14 protein-coding genes are annotated in these 18,152 nt (G+C 68.9%); 10 read left to right on the plus strand and 4 right to left on the minus strand.

All coding sequences use genetic code 11. The features are described 5' to 3' along the window. The first annotated feature begins 10 nt into the window (after nt 1-10). The 5 genes from RBB84_RS05495 to truB all read left to right on the plus strand — a co-directional run bounded on the left by RBB84_RS05495 (nt 11) and on the right by truB (nt 5,023). Nucleotides 11-958: a bifunctional oligoribonuclease/PAP phosphatase NrnA gene (locus RBB84_RS05495; protein WP_232333468.1), complete on the plus strand. Its 948-nt coding sequence runs from the start codon at nt 11-13 to the stop codon at nt 956-958. 179 nt (nt 959-1,137) lie between these two features. Continuing rightward, entirely contained in the window at nt 1,138-2,454 is a 1,317-nt protein-coding gene (locus tag RBB84_RS05500) for an MATE family efflux transporter (protein WP_051424905.1), read from the plus strand. A 3-nt stretch (nt 2,455-2,457) separates the two neighbouring features. Beyond that, nucleotides 2,458-3,396 carry a metallophosphoesterase gene (locus RBB84_RS05505; protein WP_006551271.1) on the plus strand — a complete coding sequence of 313 codons (939 nt, stop codon included), beginning with the start codon at nt 2,458-2,460 and terminating at the stop codon, nt 3,394-3,396. Nucleotides 3,397-3,437: 41 nt separating this feature from the next. Then, entirely contained in the window at nt 3,438-4,100 is a 663-nt protein-coding gene (npt, locus tag RBB84_RS05510; RefSeq protein WP_024100661.1) for a 4'-phosphopantetheinyl transferase Npt, read from the plus strand. Further along, nucleotides 4,100-5,023, plus strand: a complete 924-nt coding sequence (gene truB, locus RBB84_RS05515) for a tRNA pseudouridine(55) synthase TruB (protein WP_019289147.1) — start codon at nt 4,100-4,102, stop codon at nt 5,021-5,023. The genes npt and truB overlap by 1 nt, the downstream gene beginning before the upstream one ends. A 31-nt stretch (nt 5,024-5,054) precedes the next feature. On the opposite strand, the gene RBB84_RS05520 is transcribed toward truB, so the two are convergent. Genes RBB84_RS05520 through RBB84_RS05535 form a run of 4 tightly spaced genes read right to left on the minus strand, consistent with a single transcriptional unit; the run spans nt 5,055 to nt 8,339 of the window. Beyond that, nucleotides 5,055-5,747 carry a metal-dependent transcriptional regulator gene (locus tag RBB84_RS05520; RefSeq protein WP_006551268.1) on the minus strand — a complete coding sequence of 231 codons (693 nt, stop codon included), beginning with the start codon at nt 5,745-5,747 and terminating at the stop codon, nt 5,055-5,057. Nucleotides 5,748-5,767: 20 nt separating this feature from the next. Continuing rightward, entirely contained in the window at nt 5,768-6,661 is an 894-nt protein-coding gene (locus RBB84_RS05525) for a metal ABC transporter permease (RefSeq protein WP_006551267.1), read from the minus strand. Then, the gene (locus RBB84_RS05530; protein WP_006551266.1) at nt 6,658-7,455 is read right to left on the minus strand and encodes a metal ABC transporter ATP-binding protein; all 798 of its coding nucleotides are present in this window, start codon (nt 7,453-7,455) and stop codon (nt 6,658-6,660) included. Before RBB84_RS05530 ends, RBB84_RS05525 begins: the two co-directional genes overlap by 4 nt. Next, nucleotides 7,452-8,339: a metal ABC transporter substrate-binding protein gene (locus RBB84_RS05535; protein ID WP_064256245.1), complete on the minus strand. Its 888-nt coding sequence runs from the start codon at nt 8,337-8,339 to the stop codon at nt 7,452-7,454. The genes RBB84_RS05530 and RBB84_RS05535 overlap by 4 nt, the downstream gene beginning before the upstream one ends. 158 nt (nt 8,340-8,497) lie before the next feature. On the opposite strand from RBB84_RS05535, the gene RBB84_RS05540 reads away from it, so the two are divergent. From RBB84_RS05540 to RBB84_RS05560, 5 genes are all read left to right on the plus strand, one after another. Continuing rightward, nucleotides 8,498-9,466: a bifunctional riboflavin kinase/FAD synthetase gene (locus tag RBB84_RS05540; protein ID WP_006551264.1), complete on the plus strand. Its 969-nt coding sequence runs from the start codon at nt 8,498-8,500 to the stop codon at nt 9,464-9,466. Nucleotides 9,467-10,127: 661 nt separating this feature from the next. Then, a complete protein-coding gene (gene rpsO, locus RBB84_RS05545) occupies nt 10,128-10,397 on the plus strand; it encodes a 30S ribosomal protein S15 (RefSeq protein WP_006551263.1) in 270 nt (89 codons plus the stop codon). A gap of 324 nt (nt 10,398-10,721) precedes the next feature. Next, entirely contained in the window at nt 10,722-13,007 is a 2,286-nt protein-coding gene (locus tag RBB84_RS05550) for a polyribonucleotide nucleotidyltransferase (RefSeq protein ID WP_033096524.1), read from the plus strand. A 288-nt stretch (nt 13,008-13,295) separates the two neighbouring features. Continuing rightward, a complete protein-coding gene (locus RBB84_RS05555) occupies nt 13,296-14,447 on the plus strand; it encodes a nitrate/nitrite transporter (RefSeq protein ID WP_350247638.1) in 1,152 nt (383 codons plus the stop codon). Continuing rightward, on the plus strand, nt 14,444-18,139 hold the full coding sequence (locus RBB84_RS05560; protein ID WP_006551260.1) for a nitrate reductase subunit alpha: 3,696 nt from the start codon (nt 14,444-14,446) through the stop codon (nt 18,137-18,139). Before RBB84_RS05555 ends, RBB84_RS05560 begins: the two co-directional genes overlap by 4 nt. Nucleotides 18,140-18,152: the final 13 nt, after the last annotated feature.

Raw genomic sequence — 18,152 nt, forward strand, 5'->3', positions numbered from 1 at the left:
ATCCGTCGACCTGCACGGTGCCGCCGCACTGCTCGACGCGGCGGCCACCGTGACGGTGCTGTGCCACATCAACCCCGACGCCGACACCCTCGGCAGCGGGCTGGCCCTCGGGCTGGCGCTCGAGCGACGCGGTGTCGCCGTGCAGGTCGCGTTCGGTTCGCCCGCGAACATGCCGGACTCGATGCGGTCGCTGCCGGGCGCACACCTGGTCACGCCGGTCGCGGAGGTACGCCGTGAGGCCGATCTCGTGGTGACCGTCGACTGCGGTACCGCGGGCCGTCTCGGTGTCCTGCGCGACCGTCTGAAGACCGCCCCGAACGTCCTGGTGATCGACCACCACCTGTCCAACACGCGGTTCGGCACCCACAACCTCGTCGACCCGGAGTCCGAGGCCACCGCGATGGTGCTCGCCGACCTCTTCGACGTGTGGGGTGTCGAGATCGACGCCGCACTCGCGCACTGCCTGTACGCGGGACTGGTGACCGACACCGGATCGTTCCGCTGGGGTCGCCCGCAGGCCCACGGACTTGCCGAGCGCCTGCTCGCCACCGGTATCGACGGCACGTCGATCACGCGGGCCCTGCTCGACACCCATCCCTTCGGGTGGTTGCCGATGCTGTCGTCGGTGCTGGCCACCGCCACACTCGAACGCGACGCTGCTCAGGGCAGGGGACTGGTCTACGCCTTCGTCCGGCGCGCCGACTCCGCGCATCTCGGTCCGGAGGAGGTCGAGAGCGTCATCGACATCGTGCGCACCACCGCCGAGGCCGAGGTCGCCGCGGTGTTCAAGGAGGTCGCTCCCGAGGAGTGGACCGTCTCGCTGCGCGCGAAGACCTCGGTGGACGTGTCCGCCGTCGCCACCGCACTCGGCGGCGGAGGACACCGCCTGGCGGCGGGGTACACCGCCCACGGCGACACCGATCGGATCGTCGCCGCCCTGCGCGGCGTGCTCGGTTGACTGCGTCCGGCGGGTCGCCCGCCTCTGAGACGCCCGGCGGCTCACGCGCCTCTGAGACGCCCGGCGGCTCACGCGCCTCTGAGACGCCCGGCGGCTCACGCGCCTCTGAGACGCCCGGCGGCTCACGCGCCTCTGAGACGCCCGGCGGCTCACGCGCTTCCGACGTCACCGGACGGCGGATCCTCGGGCTCGTCCTTCCCGCCCTCGGGGTGCTCGCGGCCGAACCGCTCTACCTGCTGTTCGACATCGCCGTCGTCGGCCGGCTGGGGGCGCTGCCCCTGGCCGGTCTCGCGATCGGCGGGTTGATTCTCGCGCAGGTGAGCACCCAGCTCACCTTCCTGTCGTACGGCACCACCGCGCGCGCGGCGCGTTTCCACGGTGCGGACCGGCACGACGACGCTGTCGGCGAGGGCGTGCAGGCGACCTGGCTCGCGATGATCGTCGGACTTGCGATCCTGCTCGTCGGCCAGGCGCTGGCCGGTCCCGTCGCGCGGCTGCTCGCCGGCGATGCCGAGATCGCCGACGCTGCCGTCTCGTGGCTGCGCGTCGCGCTGTTCGGGGCTCCCCCGATCCTCGTCGGCCTGGCCGGGAACGGTTGGATGCGCGGCGTCCAGGACACGATGCGGCCGCTGCGATTCGTCATCGCCGGCCTCGCCCTGTCGGCGGTGCTGTGCCCGGTACTGGTCCACGGACTGCTGGGCGCTCCCCGGTGGGAACTCGTCGGTTCCGCCATCGCCAACGTGATCGGGCAGTCCGTGACGGCCGTCCTGTTCGTCGTGGCGCTGCTGCGGTCCGGGGTTCCGCTGCGACCGCGACCCGCCGTGATCGGGGCACAGTTGCGGCTCGGACGTGACCTGATCGCGCGCAGCCTCGCATTCCAGGCCTGCTTCCTGTCCGCGGCGGCGGTGGCGTCGCGTTTCGGTGCGGCCGCGGTGGCCGGTCATCAGGTCGTGCTGCAACTGTGGACCTTCGTGACCCTCACCCTGGACTCGCTGGCGATCGCCGCGCAGGCCCTCGTCGGCGCCGCGCTCGGTGCGGCCGACCGCCGGGGCGCGACTCGCCTGGCGTGGCGGTTGTCGGCGTGGTCGGTGGTCTTCGCCGTCGTCCTCGCGGTGGTCTTCGTGGCGGGGAAGGATGTGATTCCTGATCTGTTCACCACCGATACCGAGGTGCTCGACCAGATCGGCGTCGCGTGGTGGTTCTTCGTCGCGATCATGCCGCTCGCGGGAATCGTCTTCGCACTCGACGGTGTTCTCCTCGGTGCGGGGGACGCCGCCTTCCTGCGCACCGCGACGCTGGCCTCGGCGCTGTTCGGCTTCCTGCCGTTGATCTGGTTGTCGCTCGCGTACGACTGGGGTCTGGCGGGTATCTGGACGGGGCTTACGGTGTTCATCGTGTTCCGGATGATCGCCGTCGTGTGGCGCACGCTCTCGGGACGATGGGCGGTGACGGGCGCGGACCGGCAGGTGCGCATCCAGGACGAGTCGGGAGGTTAGTGCGTGGCAGCGAAGCTGTGGGCGATCAGCGACATCCATGTGGGTCATCGGGGCAACCGGCCGGTCACCGAGGACCTGTATCCGGAGTCGCCCGACGACTGGTTGATCGTCGCGGGCGACGTGTCGGAGAAGACCGACGACATCCGGTGGGCGCTGTCGCTGCTCCGCAGCCGGTTCGCGAAGGTGATCTGGGTGCCCGGCAACCACGAACTGTGGACGACCGCCAAGGACCCGGTGCAGATGTTCGGGGTCGCGCGCTACGACTATCTCGTCACGATGTGCCGCGAACTCGACGTGCTCACCCCTGAGGATCCGTATCCGATCTGGGAGGGCGAGGACGGGCCGGTGGTGCTCGTGCCGATGTTCCTGCTCTACGACTACTCGTTCCTGCCGGAGGGCACCACGACGAAGGCGGACGGGCTCGCGCTGGCGCGCGAACGCAACGTCGTCGCGACCGACGAGTTCCTGCTGAAGCCGGATCCGTACATCACGCGCGACACCTGGTGCCGGGTACGCGTGGATCAGACCCGAGCCCGTCTCGACGCGCTCGACCCCGCCCTGCCCACCGTGCTGATCAACCACTTCCCGCTGGTGCGCGAACCCACGCGGATGCTGTTCTACCCCGAGTTCGCCCTGTGGTGCGGTACCACCGAGACGGCCGACTGGCACCTGCGCTACCGGGCGCTGTGCAGCGTGTACGGCCACCTGCATATCCCGCGGACCACCTACTACGACGGGGTGCGCTTCGAGGAGGTCTCGGTCGGCTACCCGCGCGAATGGCAGCGACGCGGCATGCCGGAGCAGCCCCTGCGGCAGATCCTCCCCGTCCCGGAGTATCCGCCGGGCAGCCTGAACAAGTGGGGCGGTCATTTCACCGTGACCCCCGAGATGGAAGCCGAGGCCGAGAAGATGCGGGCTCAACGAGAGAAGGAGTTGCGGTGACCGAACCGGACACCGGGCAGAAGACGGACACGCGCGGCGCACTGATCGGGCGCATCGTGCCGGACGGCATCGCTGCAGCCGAGTTGTTCGAGGACCCACCGGGACTGCGGCCGCATCCCCAGGAGGAGCCGCTCGTGGCGCGGGCCGTGGAGAAGCGGCGCCGCGAGTTCGCCGGTGCCCGTCATTGCGCCCGCCAGGCCATGCGCACCCTCGGCGTCGACCCCGCGCCGGTACTGCGCGGAGAGATGGGCGATCCCGTCTGGCCGCGCGGCGTCGTCGGCAGCCTCACCCACTGCGACGGCTATCGCGGTGCCGTGCTGGGCTATTCGCTGCAGATCCGATCGCTCGGCATCGACGCCGAACCGCACGACGTGCTCCCCGACGGGGTGCTGCCCGCGGTGAGCCTCGAACCCGAACGCGAGTGGCTCGCCTCGGCCGGCGACGACCTGCACTGGGACCGTCTGCTGTTCTGCGCCAAGGAGGCCACCTACAAGGCGTGGTTCCCGCTGACGAAGAGGTGGCTGGGCTTCGAGGACGCCCACATCACCTTCGAGCGTGACACCACCTCGGACGTGGTCACCGGCACCTTCCACTCGCGACTGCTCGTCCCCGGCGACACCCTCGACGGGCAGCCGCTGACGGGCTTCGACGGACGGTGGCTCATCGCCGACGGTCTCGTCCTCACCGCGATCACGGTGCGCTGATGAACGACGCCGCACCCCCGCAGGAACATCCGGCACTCGCCCGCGCAGGCCTGCTCGTCGTCGACAAGCCCGCCGGCATGACGAGCCACGACGTGGTGGCGCGCTGCCGCCGACTGCTCGGCACCCGCAAGGTCGGGCACGCGGGCACTCTCGACCCCATGGCGACGGGCGTGCTCGTCCTCGGCGTCGAGCGCGCCACCAAGCTGCTCGGGCTGCTCGCACTGACGACCAAGTCGTACACCGCGACGATCCGTCTCGGGCAGAGCACCGTCACGGACGACGCGGAAGGCGAGACCGTCGCGACCACCGATGCGACGCACGTGACCGACGAGCAGATCGGCGAGGGCGTGGCCGCGCTGACAGGCGACATCCAGCAGGTGCCCGCCAGCGTCAGCGCCATCAAGATCGACGGCAAGCGCGCCTACGCCCGCATGCGCGAGGGGGAGGCGGTCGAGTTGAAGGCCCGGCCGGTCACGGTCTCGCGGTTCGACGTCCTCGCCCGCCGCGATGTGCCCGGGAGCGGCTTCGTGGACGTCGACGTCGACGTGGACTGCTCGTCCGGCACCTACATTCGGGCGCTCGCACGCGATCTCGGCGCGGCCCTCGGAGTGGGCGGTCATCTCACGGCGCTGCGTCGCACGAAGGTCGGCCCGTTCGGCCTCGAACATGCCCGCACGCTCGAACAGCTCGCCGACGACCCGACGCCGAGCCTCGACATCGACGCGGCCGTGCGCACGGCCTTCGAGTGCCGCACCATCAGCGACGAGGAGGTGGGGCTGCTCGCGAACGGCCGCTGGCTCGAGCCCGTCGGGATCCACGGCGTCTACGGCGCCGTGGATGCGCAGGGTCGGGCCGCAGCGCTGCTGCAGGAGAAGGGCAAGCGGGCTGCGGCGGTGTTCGTGGTGCGCCCCTCCAACATGTGAGCGGGCTCGGACGGGCCGGATCGCAGCCGGCTCAGACGAGCCAGATCGCTTCCGCCGCCGGGTGACCGAGATCGATCGTGCGGCCCTCGGTCCGGCCCAACCGGACCGAGATGGTTCCGGCGAAGTCGCGACGTTCGAGCACGGTGATGTCGGTGTCGAGGGCGATCCCGACCTCGTCGAAGTAGCGCAGCATCGCGGGGTCGGAGTCGGAGATGCGGGCCACGCGGCCGTGGTCGCCGTCGTTGAACTCGCTCAGGGCGCGGGCGGGTGGTGACGGGATCGTGCCGTCGGGTGCCGGGATCGGGTCGCCGTGCGGGTCGCGTTCGGGATGACCGAGTTTGGTGTCGATCGCTGCGACCATCCGTTCGGAGACGGCGTGCTCGAGGATCTCGGCCTCGTCGTGCACTTCGTCCCACCCGTAGCCGAGCTCGCGGACCAGGAAGGTCTCGATGAGGCGGTGGCGCCGGACCATCGCCACGGCGGCCTGCCGGCCCTCGTCGGTGAGGGAGATCGCGCCGTAGCGCTCGTGGTCGACGAGTCCCTGGTCCGCGAGGCGGCGTACCGCTTCGGACACCGTGGACGCCGACACGCCCAGCTTCTCGGCGAGCAGCTTGGTGGAGATCTTCTCCCCGGACCACTCCTGGACCGTCCACATGATCTTGAGATAGTCCTGTGCGACCGAGGACAGCAGCTCGGTCGCGGTGGTCTCGTTACTCTCAGGCACGCGTCCAGCTTAGGTAACCGTCACCCGGGAATCACGCTCTCCGTCGGCTCGCTGGTCCTTTCGCCCTCCGGCGCGCGGCGACGCATCACGAGCCGGGTGACGACACCCTGACGCGGAGCGAACAGGTACGCGAGGGTGAAGACCACGGCCTGGGCCAGCACCACCACGCCGCCGGTCGCGGCGTCGGTGTAGTAGCTCGTGTACACACCGACCACCGAGGCGATCACTGCGAGTACCGGTGCGATCACCAGCATCCGGGCCATCCGGTCGGTGAGCAGATAGGCGGTCGCGCCGGGGATGATGAGCATCGCGACGACGAGGATCACGCCGACCGCCTGCAGCGCGCTGACGATCGTCACCGCGAGCAGCGACAACAGCAACGCCGACAGCGCGGCGGGGGACAGGCCGAGGGTGTGCGCCTGGACGCGGTCGAAGGCGAACAGCGTCAGATCGCGGCGCTTCGCGACGAGGACGGCCAGCACGACGGCCGCCAGGATCGACACCTGCCAGACGTCGCCCGTCGCGAGCCCGAGCAGGTTTCCGAACAGCACGTGGTGCAGGTCGATCTGGCTCGGGTTCTTCGAGATCAGCACCACGCCCAGGGCGAACAGTGTCGTGAAGACGATGCCGATGGTGGCGTCCTCCTTGACGCGGCTCGTGCCGCGGACGAGCCAGATCAACGCGACGGCGATGCCGGCGAAGACGAGGGCTCCGAGCGCGAACGGCACCCCCACCAGATAGGCGAGGACGACACCGGGCAGCACGGCGTGCGAGACCGCGTCGCCCATCAGCGACCAGCCGATGAGCACGAGCCAGCAGCTGAGCAGCGCGCACACGATCGTCGCGGCGACCGCGACGAGCAGCGCGCGCTGCATGAAGCCGTACTGCAGGGGTTCGATCAGCACGTCGATCATCGTCCGGCCTCCTGTGCGTATGTCTCCCGTGCGACGTCCTCGGCTCGTCCACCGTTCGCAGGTGGGGGAGCCCCGAAGGCGCGGGCGAGGTTCTCCGGGAGGAGGACCTCCTCGGGGGAGCCGTGCACGAGCACGCGCCGCTGCAGCAGTACCGCCTCGTCGCACAGTTGCGCCAGACCTGCAAGATCGTGGGTGGCGACGAGGATCGCGTGGCCGCTCGCCGCCAGTTCGCGGATGACGCCGGTCAGCGCGTGCTCGGTGGTGGTGTCGACCCCCGCGAACGGCTCGTCGAGCAGCAGCAGCGGCGAGCCCTGCGCGATCGCCCGTGCCACGAAGACACGCTTGCGCTGGCCGCCCGAGAGCTGCCCGATCTGCCGGCCGGACAACGCGGTCATGCCCACGCGTTCGAGCGCGGCGTCGACGGCCTCGTGGTCGGCGGGGCGCGGGCGGCGCAGGAAGCCCTGGTGGCCGTAGCGGCCCGTCATGACGACGTCGCGCACGCCGATCGGGAAGTTCCAGTCGACGGCCTCGGACTGCGGCACGTAGGCGACCTGCGTGCGGCGACGCGCCACGGCGGTGGTCGTCCCGCCGATGGTGACGCGACCCGAGGTGGGTCGCACGAGACCCATGATCGTCTTGAACAGCGTCGACTTACCCGAGCCGTTGGTTCCCACGAGTCCGCAGACGCGGCCGGGTGCGAGTTTCAGGGTGACGTTCTGCAGGGCCAGGACGGTGTCGTAGCGCACCGTCACGTCGTCGACGAACAGTGCCGGTGTGTCGAGTGTCGAAGTCATGGCCTCAGTCCCGTCGTGATGACGTCGATGTCGTGTCGGAGCAGATCGAGGTAGGTGGGGACGGGACCGTCCGCCTCGGAGAGCGAATCGACGTAGAGGATTCCGCCGAATTCCGTTCCGGTATCGGCCGCGACCTGCCGTTGCGCCTTGTCCGAGACGGTCGATTCGCAGAACACCGCCGGAACCTCGTTGGTGCGCACGAAATCGACGGTCCGGGCGATCTGCTGCGGGGTGCCCTGCTGGTCGGAGTTCACCGGCCACAGATAGGCCTCCTGCAGCCCGGCGTCGCGCGCGAGATAGCTGAACGCGCCCTCACAGGTGACGAGTGCGCGCCGGGCGGCGGGCACGCCGTCGAGGGCGGTGACGAGTTCGGTGTGGAGACCGTCGAGTTCGGCCTTGTACGCCTCGGCGCGGGCCGCGAAGTCGTCCGCGTGCTCGGGGGCGAGGTCGGCCAGTGCCGCGGCGATGTTGTCGACGTAGACGCGGGCGGCGAGCGGGGACATCCAGGCGTGGGGGTTGTAGGGACCCGTCGTCGCGCCCTCACCGATCGGCAGTGGGTCCACACCCTCGCTCACGACCACGTGCTCGGCGTCGACATCGGCGACGAACTGTTCGAACCACCGCTCGAGACCGAGTCCGTTGTCGAGGACGAGGTCGGCCTCGGTCGCGAACCGCAGGTCGCCCGGCGTGGGCTCGTAGCCGTGGACCTCGGCGCCGGGCTTGGTGATGGACTCGACCCGCACGTGGTCGCCGCCGACGTTGCGCGCCATGTCGGCGAGGACGGTGAAGGTGGTCAGGACCAGGGGCCGATCGTCGGCGGAACCGGTGGTCGAACATGCCGCGAGGGCGGCAGCGCAGGCCGTGGCCGCGAAGGCGGCGATCATGCGACCGGCACGGGAGGATACGGACCGTGTTCTGTGGGCTCTCGACGAAAAGTTCGGCACACCGAAATTATGCATTCGCCGAGCCGTCACCGTCATGTGGGGCGCTCCGGGAGCCATCCGGGCGTGCCCGACCCGCTCACGGGCCGTAGGCTGCCGATGTGCAGAGATGGCGAGGTCTGGACGAAATTCCTGCGGACTGGGGTCGGTGTGTACTCACGATCGGCGTGTTCGACGGCGTACACCGCGGCCATCAGCAGCTCATAGCGCGTGCCGTCGAGGCCGCGCGGGCACGCGGTGTGGCCGCCGTGCTCATGACCTTCGATCCCCACCCCATGGAAGTGGTCCGCCCGGGCAGCCACCCGGCGCAGCTGACCACCCTCGCGCGACGCGCCGAGCTCGCCGAGGAACTCGGTATCGACGTTTTCTGCGTCATGCCGTTCACCCCGGAATTCATGAAGCTCTCGCCGGAGCGGTACGCCCACGAGATCCTCGTCGAGCGACTGCACGTGGCCGAGGTGGTCGTGGGGGAGAACTTCACCTTCGGAAAGAAGGCGGCCGGCACCGTCGACATGCTGCGCTCGATCGGTGAGCGTTTCGGGTTCGCGGTGCAAGGGCTCACGCTGGTCGCCGAGCACGCCGTGACGTTCTCGTCGACCTACATTCGTTCGTGCGTCGACGCCGGGGACGTCGTTGCGGCCGCGGACGCACTCGGTCGCCCGCACCGGGTCGAAGGCGTGGTCGTGCACGGCGACGGTCGCGGTCGCGGACTCGGATTCCCGACCGCCAACGTCGCACCGCCGATCTACGCGGCGATCCCCGCCGACGGCGTGTACGCGGCCTGGTTCACGGTGCTCGACTCCGGTTCTCCCGTCGAGGGACTCACGGCTGGTCAGCGCTACCTCGCAGCCGTGTCGGTGGGCACCAATCCGACCTTCTCCGGACGCAAGCGCACGGTGGAGGCGTTCGTCCTCGACGAGAAGGCCGATCTCTACGGCCAGCACGTGGCGGTCGACTTCGTCGAGCGGCTGCGGGGCATGGAGAAGTTCGATTCCGTGGAAGCGTTGATCTCCGCGATGCACCGCGACGCCGAACGGGCGCGAGAGGTTCTCACGAAGACTCCCCAGTGACACCGACTTCGAGTGACACCGACTTCGAGTGACACCGACTTCGAGTGACACCGACTCTCGAGTGACGTGGGTGTCCGTCGACCGTCCGGTGTCGTCCGAACGAACGAAACTGCGAGTTCGGTACGAAAAAGGTCTTGTCCGCCGTCTTCTCCGAGGACCGGGGGCGCACCCCGGACCGCGAGTCGATTCTGTCGTTCTTCGCCTCCCGCATGCACCTGGTCAGTGCTCTGGCACGTCGGATCGCCGACGCGCCGGGCTCACTGGACTATCCCTACTGGGTGAAGGCCGACCTCGCCGTCGACGACGGTGTCGCTCGCGATGGAGCGCTACTACCGCGAGCGCGGGGAGGATCTGCCCTCGGAGTACGCGGCGGTACCCGTGGCGCTCGGCGGTCACCGTCCTGGCCCCGGCGCGGGACGACCTCCGTCCCGACCGCGACATCGACCGGTACGTCGAGTTGCTCGACCAGGTTTTCGCCGAGGTGTCGGCCGCGGTGGGCCGCGCGGGTGCCGGCCGGCGCTGAACCCGATCGTGGTTCGGCGGCAGAAGTCGGCTCTGATAGGCTGGACCGTCGGTGCGCGCTGCGGTTCGCGGTGGCCGTACCGGGCGGACTCCGGTCCGTCTACCGTCACGCGGACGTCAGTTGTACAGGAGTGACCCAGTGGCTCTGACCACCGAACAGAAGAAGCAGATCCTCGGCGAGTACGGCCTCCACGAGACCGACACCGGCTCCCCCGAGGCGCAGGTGGCACTGCTCACCAAGCGCATCGTGGACCTCACCGAGCACCTCAAGCAGCACAAGCACGACCACCACTCCCGCCGCGGCCTGCTGCTGCTGGTCGGTCGTCGTCGCCGCCTGCTGAAGTACGTCGAGAAGGTCGACGTCGAGCGTTACCGCTCGCTCATCCAGCGTCTGGGTCTGCGTCGCTGACGCGGACAGGACACGACCTGATCTGCATTCGCTGATCTTTTCCGGCAGCCGACGGGGTACCCACTACACTGGGCCTCGTTGGCTGTCGGTGTTTGTGCCGGTTCGGCCGGCGACTTCCATCGCCTCCAATGGTGATGATCCGTATGCACCGACGGTGTCGGTCCTCGGTAGTGACCTTCCGGTCCCGTCGGGTGTCGTATCCCGAATCCGCCGGAGGGTTTCGATCGACGACCGCCTCCGTGAGTCGGTGCGCAGCCGTGGCCACGGGGGTCGCGGCGCCCGCGCGGGTACGGCGAAGACGAAGAGGGAAGAGAAGACATACAGATGACAAGCACTACCGCAGTCGAGATCGACGAAGGGGTCTACGAGACCACCGCAACGCTCGACAACGGTGCCTACGGCACCCGCACCATCCGTTTCGAGACCGGCCGCCTCGCACGCCAGGCCGCCGGTTCGGTCGTCGCCTATCTCGACGACGAGACCATGCTGCTCTCGGCCACCAGCGCCTCGAAGCAGCCCAAGGACCAGTTCGACTTCTTCCCGTTGACGGTGGACGTCGAGGAGCGCATGTACGCCGCGGGTCGCATCCCCGGCTCGTTCTTCCGTCGTGAGGGACGCCCCTCCACCGACGCGATCCTGACCTGCCGTCTGATCGACCGGCCGCTGCGCCCATCCTTCGTCGACGGTCTGCGCAACGAGATCCAGGTCGTCGTCACGGTTCTGAGCCTGAACCCGAACGACCTCTACGACGTCGTCGCGATCAACGCCGCGTCGGCCTCCACCCAGCTCGCCGGCCTGCCGTTCTCCGGCCCGGTCGGTGGCGTGCGTGTCGCGCTCATCGTCTCCGACGACAACAAGTCGGGCCAGTGGGTCGCGTTCCCGACCGTCGAGCAGCTCGAGAACGCCGTCTTCGACATGGTCGTCGCCGGTCGCATCGTCGGTGGGGGAGACAACCCCGACACCGCGGACGTCGCGATCATGATGGTCGAGGCCGAGGCGACCGAGAACGTCATCGCGCTCGTCGACGGTGGCGCCCAGGCGCCCACCGAGTCCGTCGTGGCCGAGGGCCTCGAGGCGGCGAAGCCGTTCATCGCCCGCCTGTGCATCGCGCAGCAGCAGCTCGCCGCCGCCTCCGCGAAGCCCACCGGTGAGTTCCCGCTGTTCCCGCCCTACCAGGACGACGTCTACACCGCGGTCGAGTCCGCCGCGTCGGAGAAGCTCGCCGAGGCGCTCACCATCGCCGGCAAGCAGGAGCGCGACGACCGCACCGACGAGATCAAGGTCGAGGTGCTCGAGCAGGTCGCTCCGAACTTCGAGGGTCGCGAGAAGGAGATCGGCGCTGCCTTCCGCTCATTGACCAAGAAGCTCGTGCGCCAGCGCATCCTGCGCGACCAGTTCCGCATCGACGGCCGCGGTGTCACCGACATCCGTGCCCTCTCCGCCGAGGTCGCGGTCGTTCCCCGCGCCCACGGTTCGGCGCTGTTCGAGCGCGGCGAGACCCAGATCATGGGTGTCACGACGCTCGACATGGTGAAGATGGCGCAGCAGGTCGACTCGCTCGGTCCCGAGACCAGCAAGCGCTACATGCACCACTACAACTTCCCGCCGTACTCCACCGGTGAGACCGGTCGTGTCGGCTCGCCGAAGCGTCGCGAGATCGGCCACGGTGCCCTCGCAGAGCGCGCGCTCATCCCGGTTCTGCCGAGCCAGGAGGAGTTCCCCTACGCCATCCGTCAGGTCTCCGAGGCCCTCGGCTCGAACGGCTCGACGTCCATGGGTTCGGTCTGCGCCTCGACGCTGTCGATGCTCAACGCCGGTGTGCCGCTCAAGGCCCCGGTCGCCGGTATCGCCATGGGCCTGGTCTCCGACGAGGTCGAGCTCGAGGACGGCACCCGCGAGACCCGCTACGTCGCCCTGACCGACATCCTCGGTGCGGAGGACGCGTTCGGCGACATGGACTTCAAGGTCGCCGGCACGAAGGACTTCGTGACCGCCCTGCAGCTCGACACCAAGCTCGACGGTATCCCGTCGCAGGTCCTCGCCGGTGCGCTCTCGCAGGCCCACGATGCCCGCGCCACGATCCTCGAGGTCATGGCCGAGGCCATCGACACGCCCGACGAGATGAGCGAGTTCGCTCCGCGAATCACCACCATCAAGGTCCCGGTGGACAAGATCGGTGAGGTCATCGGCCCCAAGGGCAAGATGATCAACTCGATCACCGAGGAGACCGGCGCCAACATCTCCATCGAAGATGACGGCACCGTCTACGTCGGTGCAGCGGACGGCCCGTCCGCGCAGGCCGCGATCGACAAGATCAACGCCATCGCCAACCCGCAGCTGCCGAAGGTCGGCGAGCGCTTCCTCGGCACCGTGGTCAAGACCACGGCGTTCGGAGCGTTCGTCTCCCTGCTCCCCGGCCGCGACGGCCTGGTGCACATCAGCAAGCTCGGCAACGGCAAGCGCATCGCCAAGGTCGAGGACGTCGTGAACGTCGGTTCGAAGATCCGCGTCGAGATCGCCGACATCGACAACCGCGGCAAGATCAGCCTCGTCCCCGTCGAGGACGAGTCGGCCGAGGCCGCTGCGACCGGCGAGAACGCCGAGTCCTGATCACCCCACCCGCCTGCCGGTTCCCGGTGGGCGCGTGAACCCCGCACCCGTGGCGCCCGACATCCGGTCGGGCACCACGGGTGCGTCGTTTCCGGCAGACCATGGTTACCGGGGTGCAACGGCCGGACGTCATCCGGGTGAGGTTCCGCCGAACCGGGTCCGGACCGCGCCCGGGAATGGTTCCCTGAGTATGTGAGAACGGCCACGCAGACGGATCTCGGGAGGTTGCGCGGAGCGAATCTGGCTCTGGCAACCTGGGTGTCCGCCATCAACTTCTGGGCCTGGAACATGATCGGGCCGCTGTCGACGACCTACGCCACCGACATGTCGCTCAGCAGCACGGAAGCGTCGATGCTGGTGGCCACGCCGATCCTCGTGGGCTCCCTCGGCCGCATCGCGGTCGGGGCGATGACGGACCGGTACGGCGGACGGGCGATGTTCATCGCCGTCTCGCTGTCGTCGATCGTTCCCGTCGTCGCGGTCGGATTCGCCGCCGAGGCCGGCTCCTATCCGCTGCTCCTGGTCTGCGGGTTCTTCCTCGGCATCGCCGGCACGATCTTCGCGGTCGGGATTCCGTTCGCCAACAACTGGTACGAACCCGCCCGCCGCGGCTTCGCGACCGGCGTGTTCGGGGCGGGCATGGTGGGCACGGCCCTGTCGGCCTTCTTCACCCCGCGTTTCGTGAACTGGTTCGGGCTGGTGCCCACCCACATCGTCGTGGCGGCCGCCCTCGCCGTGACCGCCGTGGTGTGCATCCTGGTGATGCGCAATGCTCCCGATTTCCGTCCCAACACCGACCCGGTGCTGCCCAAACTGACAGCCGCGGCGAAACTCGGTGTGACCTGGGAGATGTCGTTCCTGTACGCGGTCGTATTCGGCGGATTCGTGGCGTTCAGCAACTATCTGCCCACCTACATCAAGACGATCTACGGCTTCTCCGCCGTCGACGCCGGTACGCGCACGGCGGGTTTCGCGCTCGCCGCGGTCCTCGCCCGGCCCGTGGGCGGAGCGCTGTCGGACCGGGTGCCGCCGAAATACGTGGTCCTGGTCTCGTTCACCGGCACCGCCGTGATGGCGGTGATCGCGACCTTCCAGCCCCCGCCCGACCTGTGGTCGGCGCTGACGTTCATCACAATGGCGATCTTCCTCGGCATCGGCACCGGCGGTGTGTTCGCGTGGGTGGCGCGCCGCGCCCCGGCGCACACAGTGGGCAGTGTCACCGGCATCGTCGCCGCTGCCGGTGGGCTCGGCGGCTACTTCCCGCCACTGGTGATGGGCGCGACCTACGACGCCGAAGGCAACGACTACACCGTCGGTCTGCTCCTGCTCGCGGCGACGGCACTGGTGTGCCTGTTCTACACCGCATTTCGGCTGCACGCCCATGAACCGCCCCCTGTCGCACGATCCGGAACCCGCGACGTACGTGAGGAGAAGCCGTGACGGACACCGCCGGAGTCGGGAACCGGATCGAGGAACTGCTCGTGCGCAGCGGACGGTTCTTCACCTCCGGCGAGCAGTCCGACGACACACGCACGGTCACGCGGCGCGGTGGCCGCGAGGGCGACATCTTCTACCGGGACCGCTGGAGCCACGACAAGGTCGTCCGCTCGACCCACGGGGTGAACTGCACCGGCTCGTGCTCGTGGAAGATCTACGTCAAGGACGGCATCATCACCTGGGAGACCCAGGAAACCGACTATCCGACAGTCGGTCCCGACCGTCCTGAGTACGAACCGCGCGGATGCCCGCGCGGCGCGGCCTTCTCCTGGTACACCTACTCGCCGACGCGCGTGCGCTATCCGTACGCGCGCGGGCTGCTCGTCGAGATGTACCGGGAGGCGCGGCAGCGACTCGGCGATCCGGTGCTCGCCTGGGCCGACGTCCAGAACGATCCCGAACGGCGCCGCCGCTACCAGCGTGCCCGCGGCAAGGGCGGACTGGTGCGCGTCACGTGGGCCGAGGCCACCGAGATGATCGCCGCCGCGCACGTCCACACCATCAAGGAGTACGGACCCGACCGGGTGGCCGGCTTCTCGCCGATCCCCGCCATGTCGATGGTCTCCTTCGCCGCCGGATCGCGGTTCGTCGAACTGCTCGGCGGCGTGATGACGTCGTTCTACGACTGGTACGCCGACCTACCGGTGGCGTCGCCGCAGGTCTTCGGCGATCAGACCGACGTACCCGAGTCCGGGGACTGGTGGGACGCCTCCTACCTGATGATGTGGGGTTCGAACGTGCCCGTCACCCGCACCCCGGACGCGCACTGGATGACGGAGGTCCGCTACCGCGGCACCAAGGTCGTCTCGGTGAGTCCGGACTACGCCGACAACACCAAGTTCGCCGACGAGTGGATGGCGTGCGCGGCCGGTACCGACGGTGCCCTGGCGATGGCGATGGGCCACGTGCTCCTCACCGAGTTCTATGTGCGGCAGCGCGTGCCGTTCTTCGTCGACTACGTGCGCCGGTACACCGACCTGCCCTTCCTCGTGCGGGTCGAGGAACGCGACGGAAGGCTCGTGCCGGGCAAGAACCTCACCGCCGCCGATCTCGGGCACAGCGTCGAGAACGCGGCCTTCAAACCGGTCTTCGTCGACGGTGCGACCGACACCGTCGTCGTACCCCCGGGCTCCCTCGGCTTCCGCTACGGCGACGACGGCATCGGAAAGTGGAATCTCGAACTCGGCGACCTCGTCCCGACATTGACGGTCGCGCCCGGCGGCGGGGGAGCGGGCGAGACCGCGGCGGTGTACCTGCCGAGCTTCGACACCGTCGACGGGCACGGTGAAAGCATCGAACGGGGCGTGCCGGTCCGTCGGATCGGGGACCACCTCGTGTGCACCGTCTTCGACCTGATGCTCGCGCAGTACGGGGTGAACCGTCCGGAGCTCGACCTGCCCGGGCAGTGGCCGAGCGGGTACGACGACCCGGGCTCGCCGTACACCCCGGCCTGGCAGGAGGCCCTCACCGGGGTGCCCGCGGCCCAGGCGATCCGGATCGCGACGGAGTTCGCCCGCAACGCCGAGGAGTCGGGCGGGCGTTCGATGATCATCATGGGGGCCGGCATCTGCCAGTGGTTCCACGGCGACGCGACCTATCGCGCCGTACTTGCGCTGCTCATGCTCACCGGCTGCATGGGACGCAACGGAGGCGGGTGGGCGCACTACGTCGGCCAGGAGAAGTGCCGTCCCGTCACGGGATGGGCGGCCATGGCGATGGGGACGGACTGGTCTCGCCCACCTCGCCAGATGGCCGGCACCTCCTACTGGTACGTGCACACCGACCAGTGGCGCTACGACGGTTACCGTGCCGACGCGCTGGCCAGTCCGCTGGGACGAGGTCGTTTCCGCGACAAGCACACGATGGACGTCATGGCGTCCGCGGTCGCCATGGGCTGGACACCCTTCTATCCCCAGTTCGACCGCAACACCCACGAGATTGCCGAACAGGCACGGGCGGCGGGACGGGAGATCCCGCAGCACGTCGCGCAGCAACTCGCCTCGGGTGAACTGAAACTGTCGGTGACCGACCCCGACGACCCGCGGAACTGGCCGCGCGTGCTCAGCGTGTGGCGGTCGAACCTGCTCGGCTCGTCCAGCAAGGGCAACGAGTATTTCCTGCGGCACCTGCTCGGCACCGATTCCAACGTGCAGGCCGAGCCGACGGCCCCCGGCCTGCGGCCCGGTGAGGTGGCGTGGCCCGACGACCTGCCCGAAGGAAAACTCGACCTGCTCATGTCGATCGACTTCCGCATGACCTCGACAACATTGTTCTCCGACATCGTCCTGCCCGCCGCGACCTGGTACGAGAAGGGCGACCTGTCGAGCACCGACATGCACCCCTACATCCACGCCTTCACCGCAGCGGTCGATCCGCCCTGGGAAACCCGTTCGGACTACGACGCTTTCGGCGCCATCGCGCAGACCTTCAGCACCCTCGCCCGGACCCACCTGGGAACCCGCACCGACATCGTGATGGGGACACTGCAGCACGACACGCCCGCAGCGATGGCGTATCCGTCCGGCACCGAGCGGGACTGGCGCTCGACCGGCGAGGTGCCGGTTCCGGGGAGGACGATGGGTCCGCTCACCGTCGTCGAACGGGACTACGGTGCGATCGCGGAGAAGTGGGCGACGCTCGGTCCGCTCGTCGAGTCCCTCGGGTTGAACACCAAGGGCGTCGTGACCCGGCCGGACCGTGAGGTCGCCGAACTGGCACAGAGATTCGGCGTGATGGATTCCGGTGCCGGACAGGGACGTCCGGCGATCACCACCGCCGAACGCATGGCCGACACGATCCTCGCGCTGTCGGGCACGTCCAACGGCAGGCTCGCCGTCGAGGGTTTCCGTGAACTGGAGAAACGCACCGGACGGCGACTCGTGCACCTCGCGGAGGGCAGCGAGGAACGGCGGATCACCTACGCCGACACCCAGGCCCGTCCCGTACCGGTCATCACGAGCCCGGAATGGTCGGGGAGCGAAACGGGAGGTCGCCGGTACGCGCCGTTCACGATGAACATCGAGGAGCTGAAACCGTTCCACACGTTGACGGGCCGGATGCACTTCTACGTCGACCACGACTGGCTCGAAGAGCTCGGGGAGCAGCTCCCGGTCTACCGGCCCCCACTCGACATGTCGCGGTTGTTCGGCGAACAGGCGGTCGGCTCCGGCGACGGTGTCGGTCTGACGGTGAGATACCTGACCCCGCACTCGAAGTGGTCGATCCACTCGGAATATCAGGACAACCTGTTCATGCTGTCGCTGTCCCGGGGCGGGCCGACGATGTGGATGTCGCCGGCCGACGCCGCAAAGATCTCGGTGAGCGACAACGACTGGGTCGAGGCCGTCAACCGCAACGGTGTCGTGGTGTGCCGGGCGATCGTCTCGCACCGGATGCCCGAAGGGGTGGTGTTCGTCTACCACGCCCAGGACCGCGTCATCGACGTCCCGCGCAGCGAGACCACCGGACGCCGCGGCGGCATCCACAATTCGCTGACCCGCATCCTCATCAAGCCGAGCCACCTGGCCGGTGGATACGCGCAGACGGCCTACGCGTTCAACTATCTCGGCCCGACGGGCAACCAGCGCGACGAGGTGACGATCGTGCGTCGCCGATCCCAGGAGGTCGTCTACTGATGCGTGAGCAGGA

Source organism: Rhodococcus sp. D-6 (assembly GCF_040256695.1).
GTDB lineage: Bacteria > Actinomycetota > Actinomycetes > Mycobacteriales > Mycobacteriaceae > Rhodococcus > Rhodococcus pyridinivorans.

Bases quoted from the DNA above. Each gene is read 5' to 3' on its own strand.
- RBB84_RS05530 (WP_006551266.1), bottom strand. From the start codon at position 7,455: ATGACTTCGACACTCGACACACCGGCACTGTTCGTCGACGACGTGACG.
- RBB84_RS05555 (WP_350247638.1), top strand. From the start codon at position 13,296: ATGATCGGGCCGCTGTCGACGACCTACGCCACCGACATGTCGCTCAGC.
- RBB84_RS05525 (WP_006551267.1), bottom strand. From the start codon at position 6,661: ATGATCGACGTGCTGATCGAACCCCTGCAGTACGGCTTCATGCAGCGC.
- truB (WP_019289147.1), top strand. From the start codon at position 4,100: ATGAACGACGCCGCACCCCCGCAGGAACATCCGGCACTCGCCCGCGCA.
- RBB84_RS05535 (WP_064256245.1), bottom strand. From the start codon at position 8,339: ATGATCGCCGCCTTCGCGGCCACGGCCTGCGCTGCCGCCCTCGCGGCA.
- RBB84_RS05550 (WP_033096524.1), top strand. From the start codon at position 10,722: ATGACAAGCACTACCGCAGTCGAGATCGACGAAGGGGTCTACGAGACC.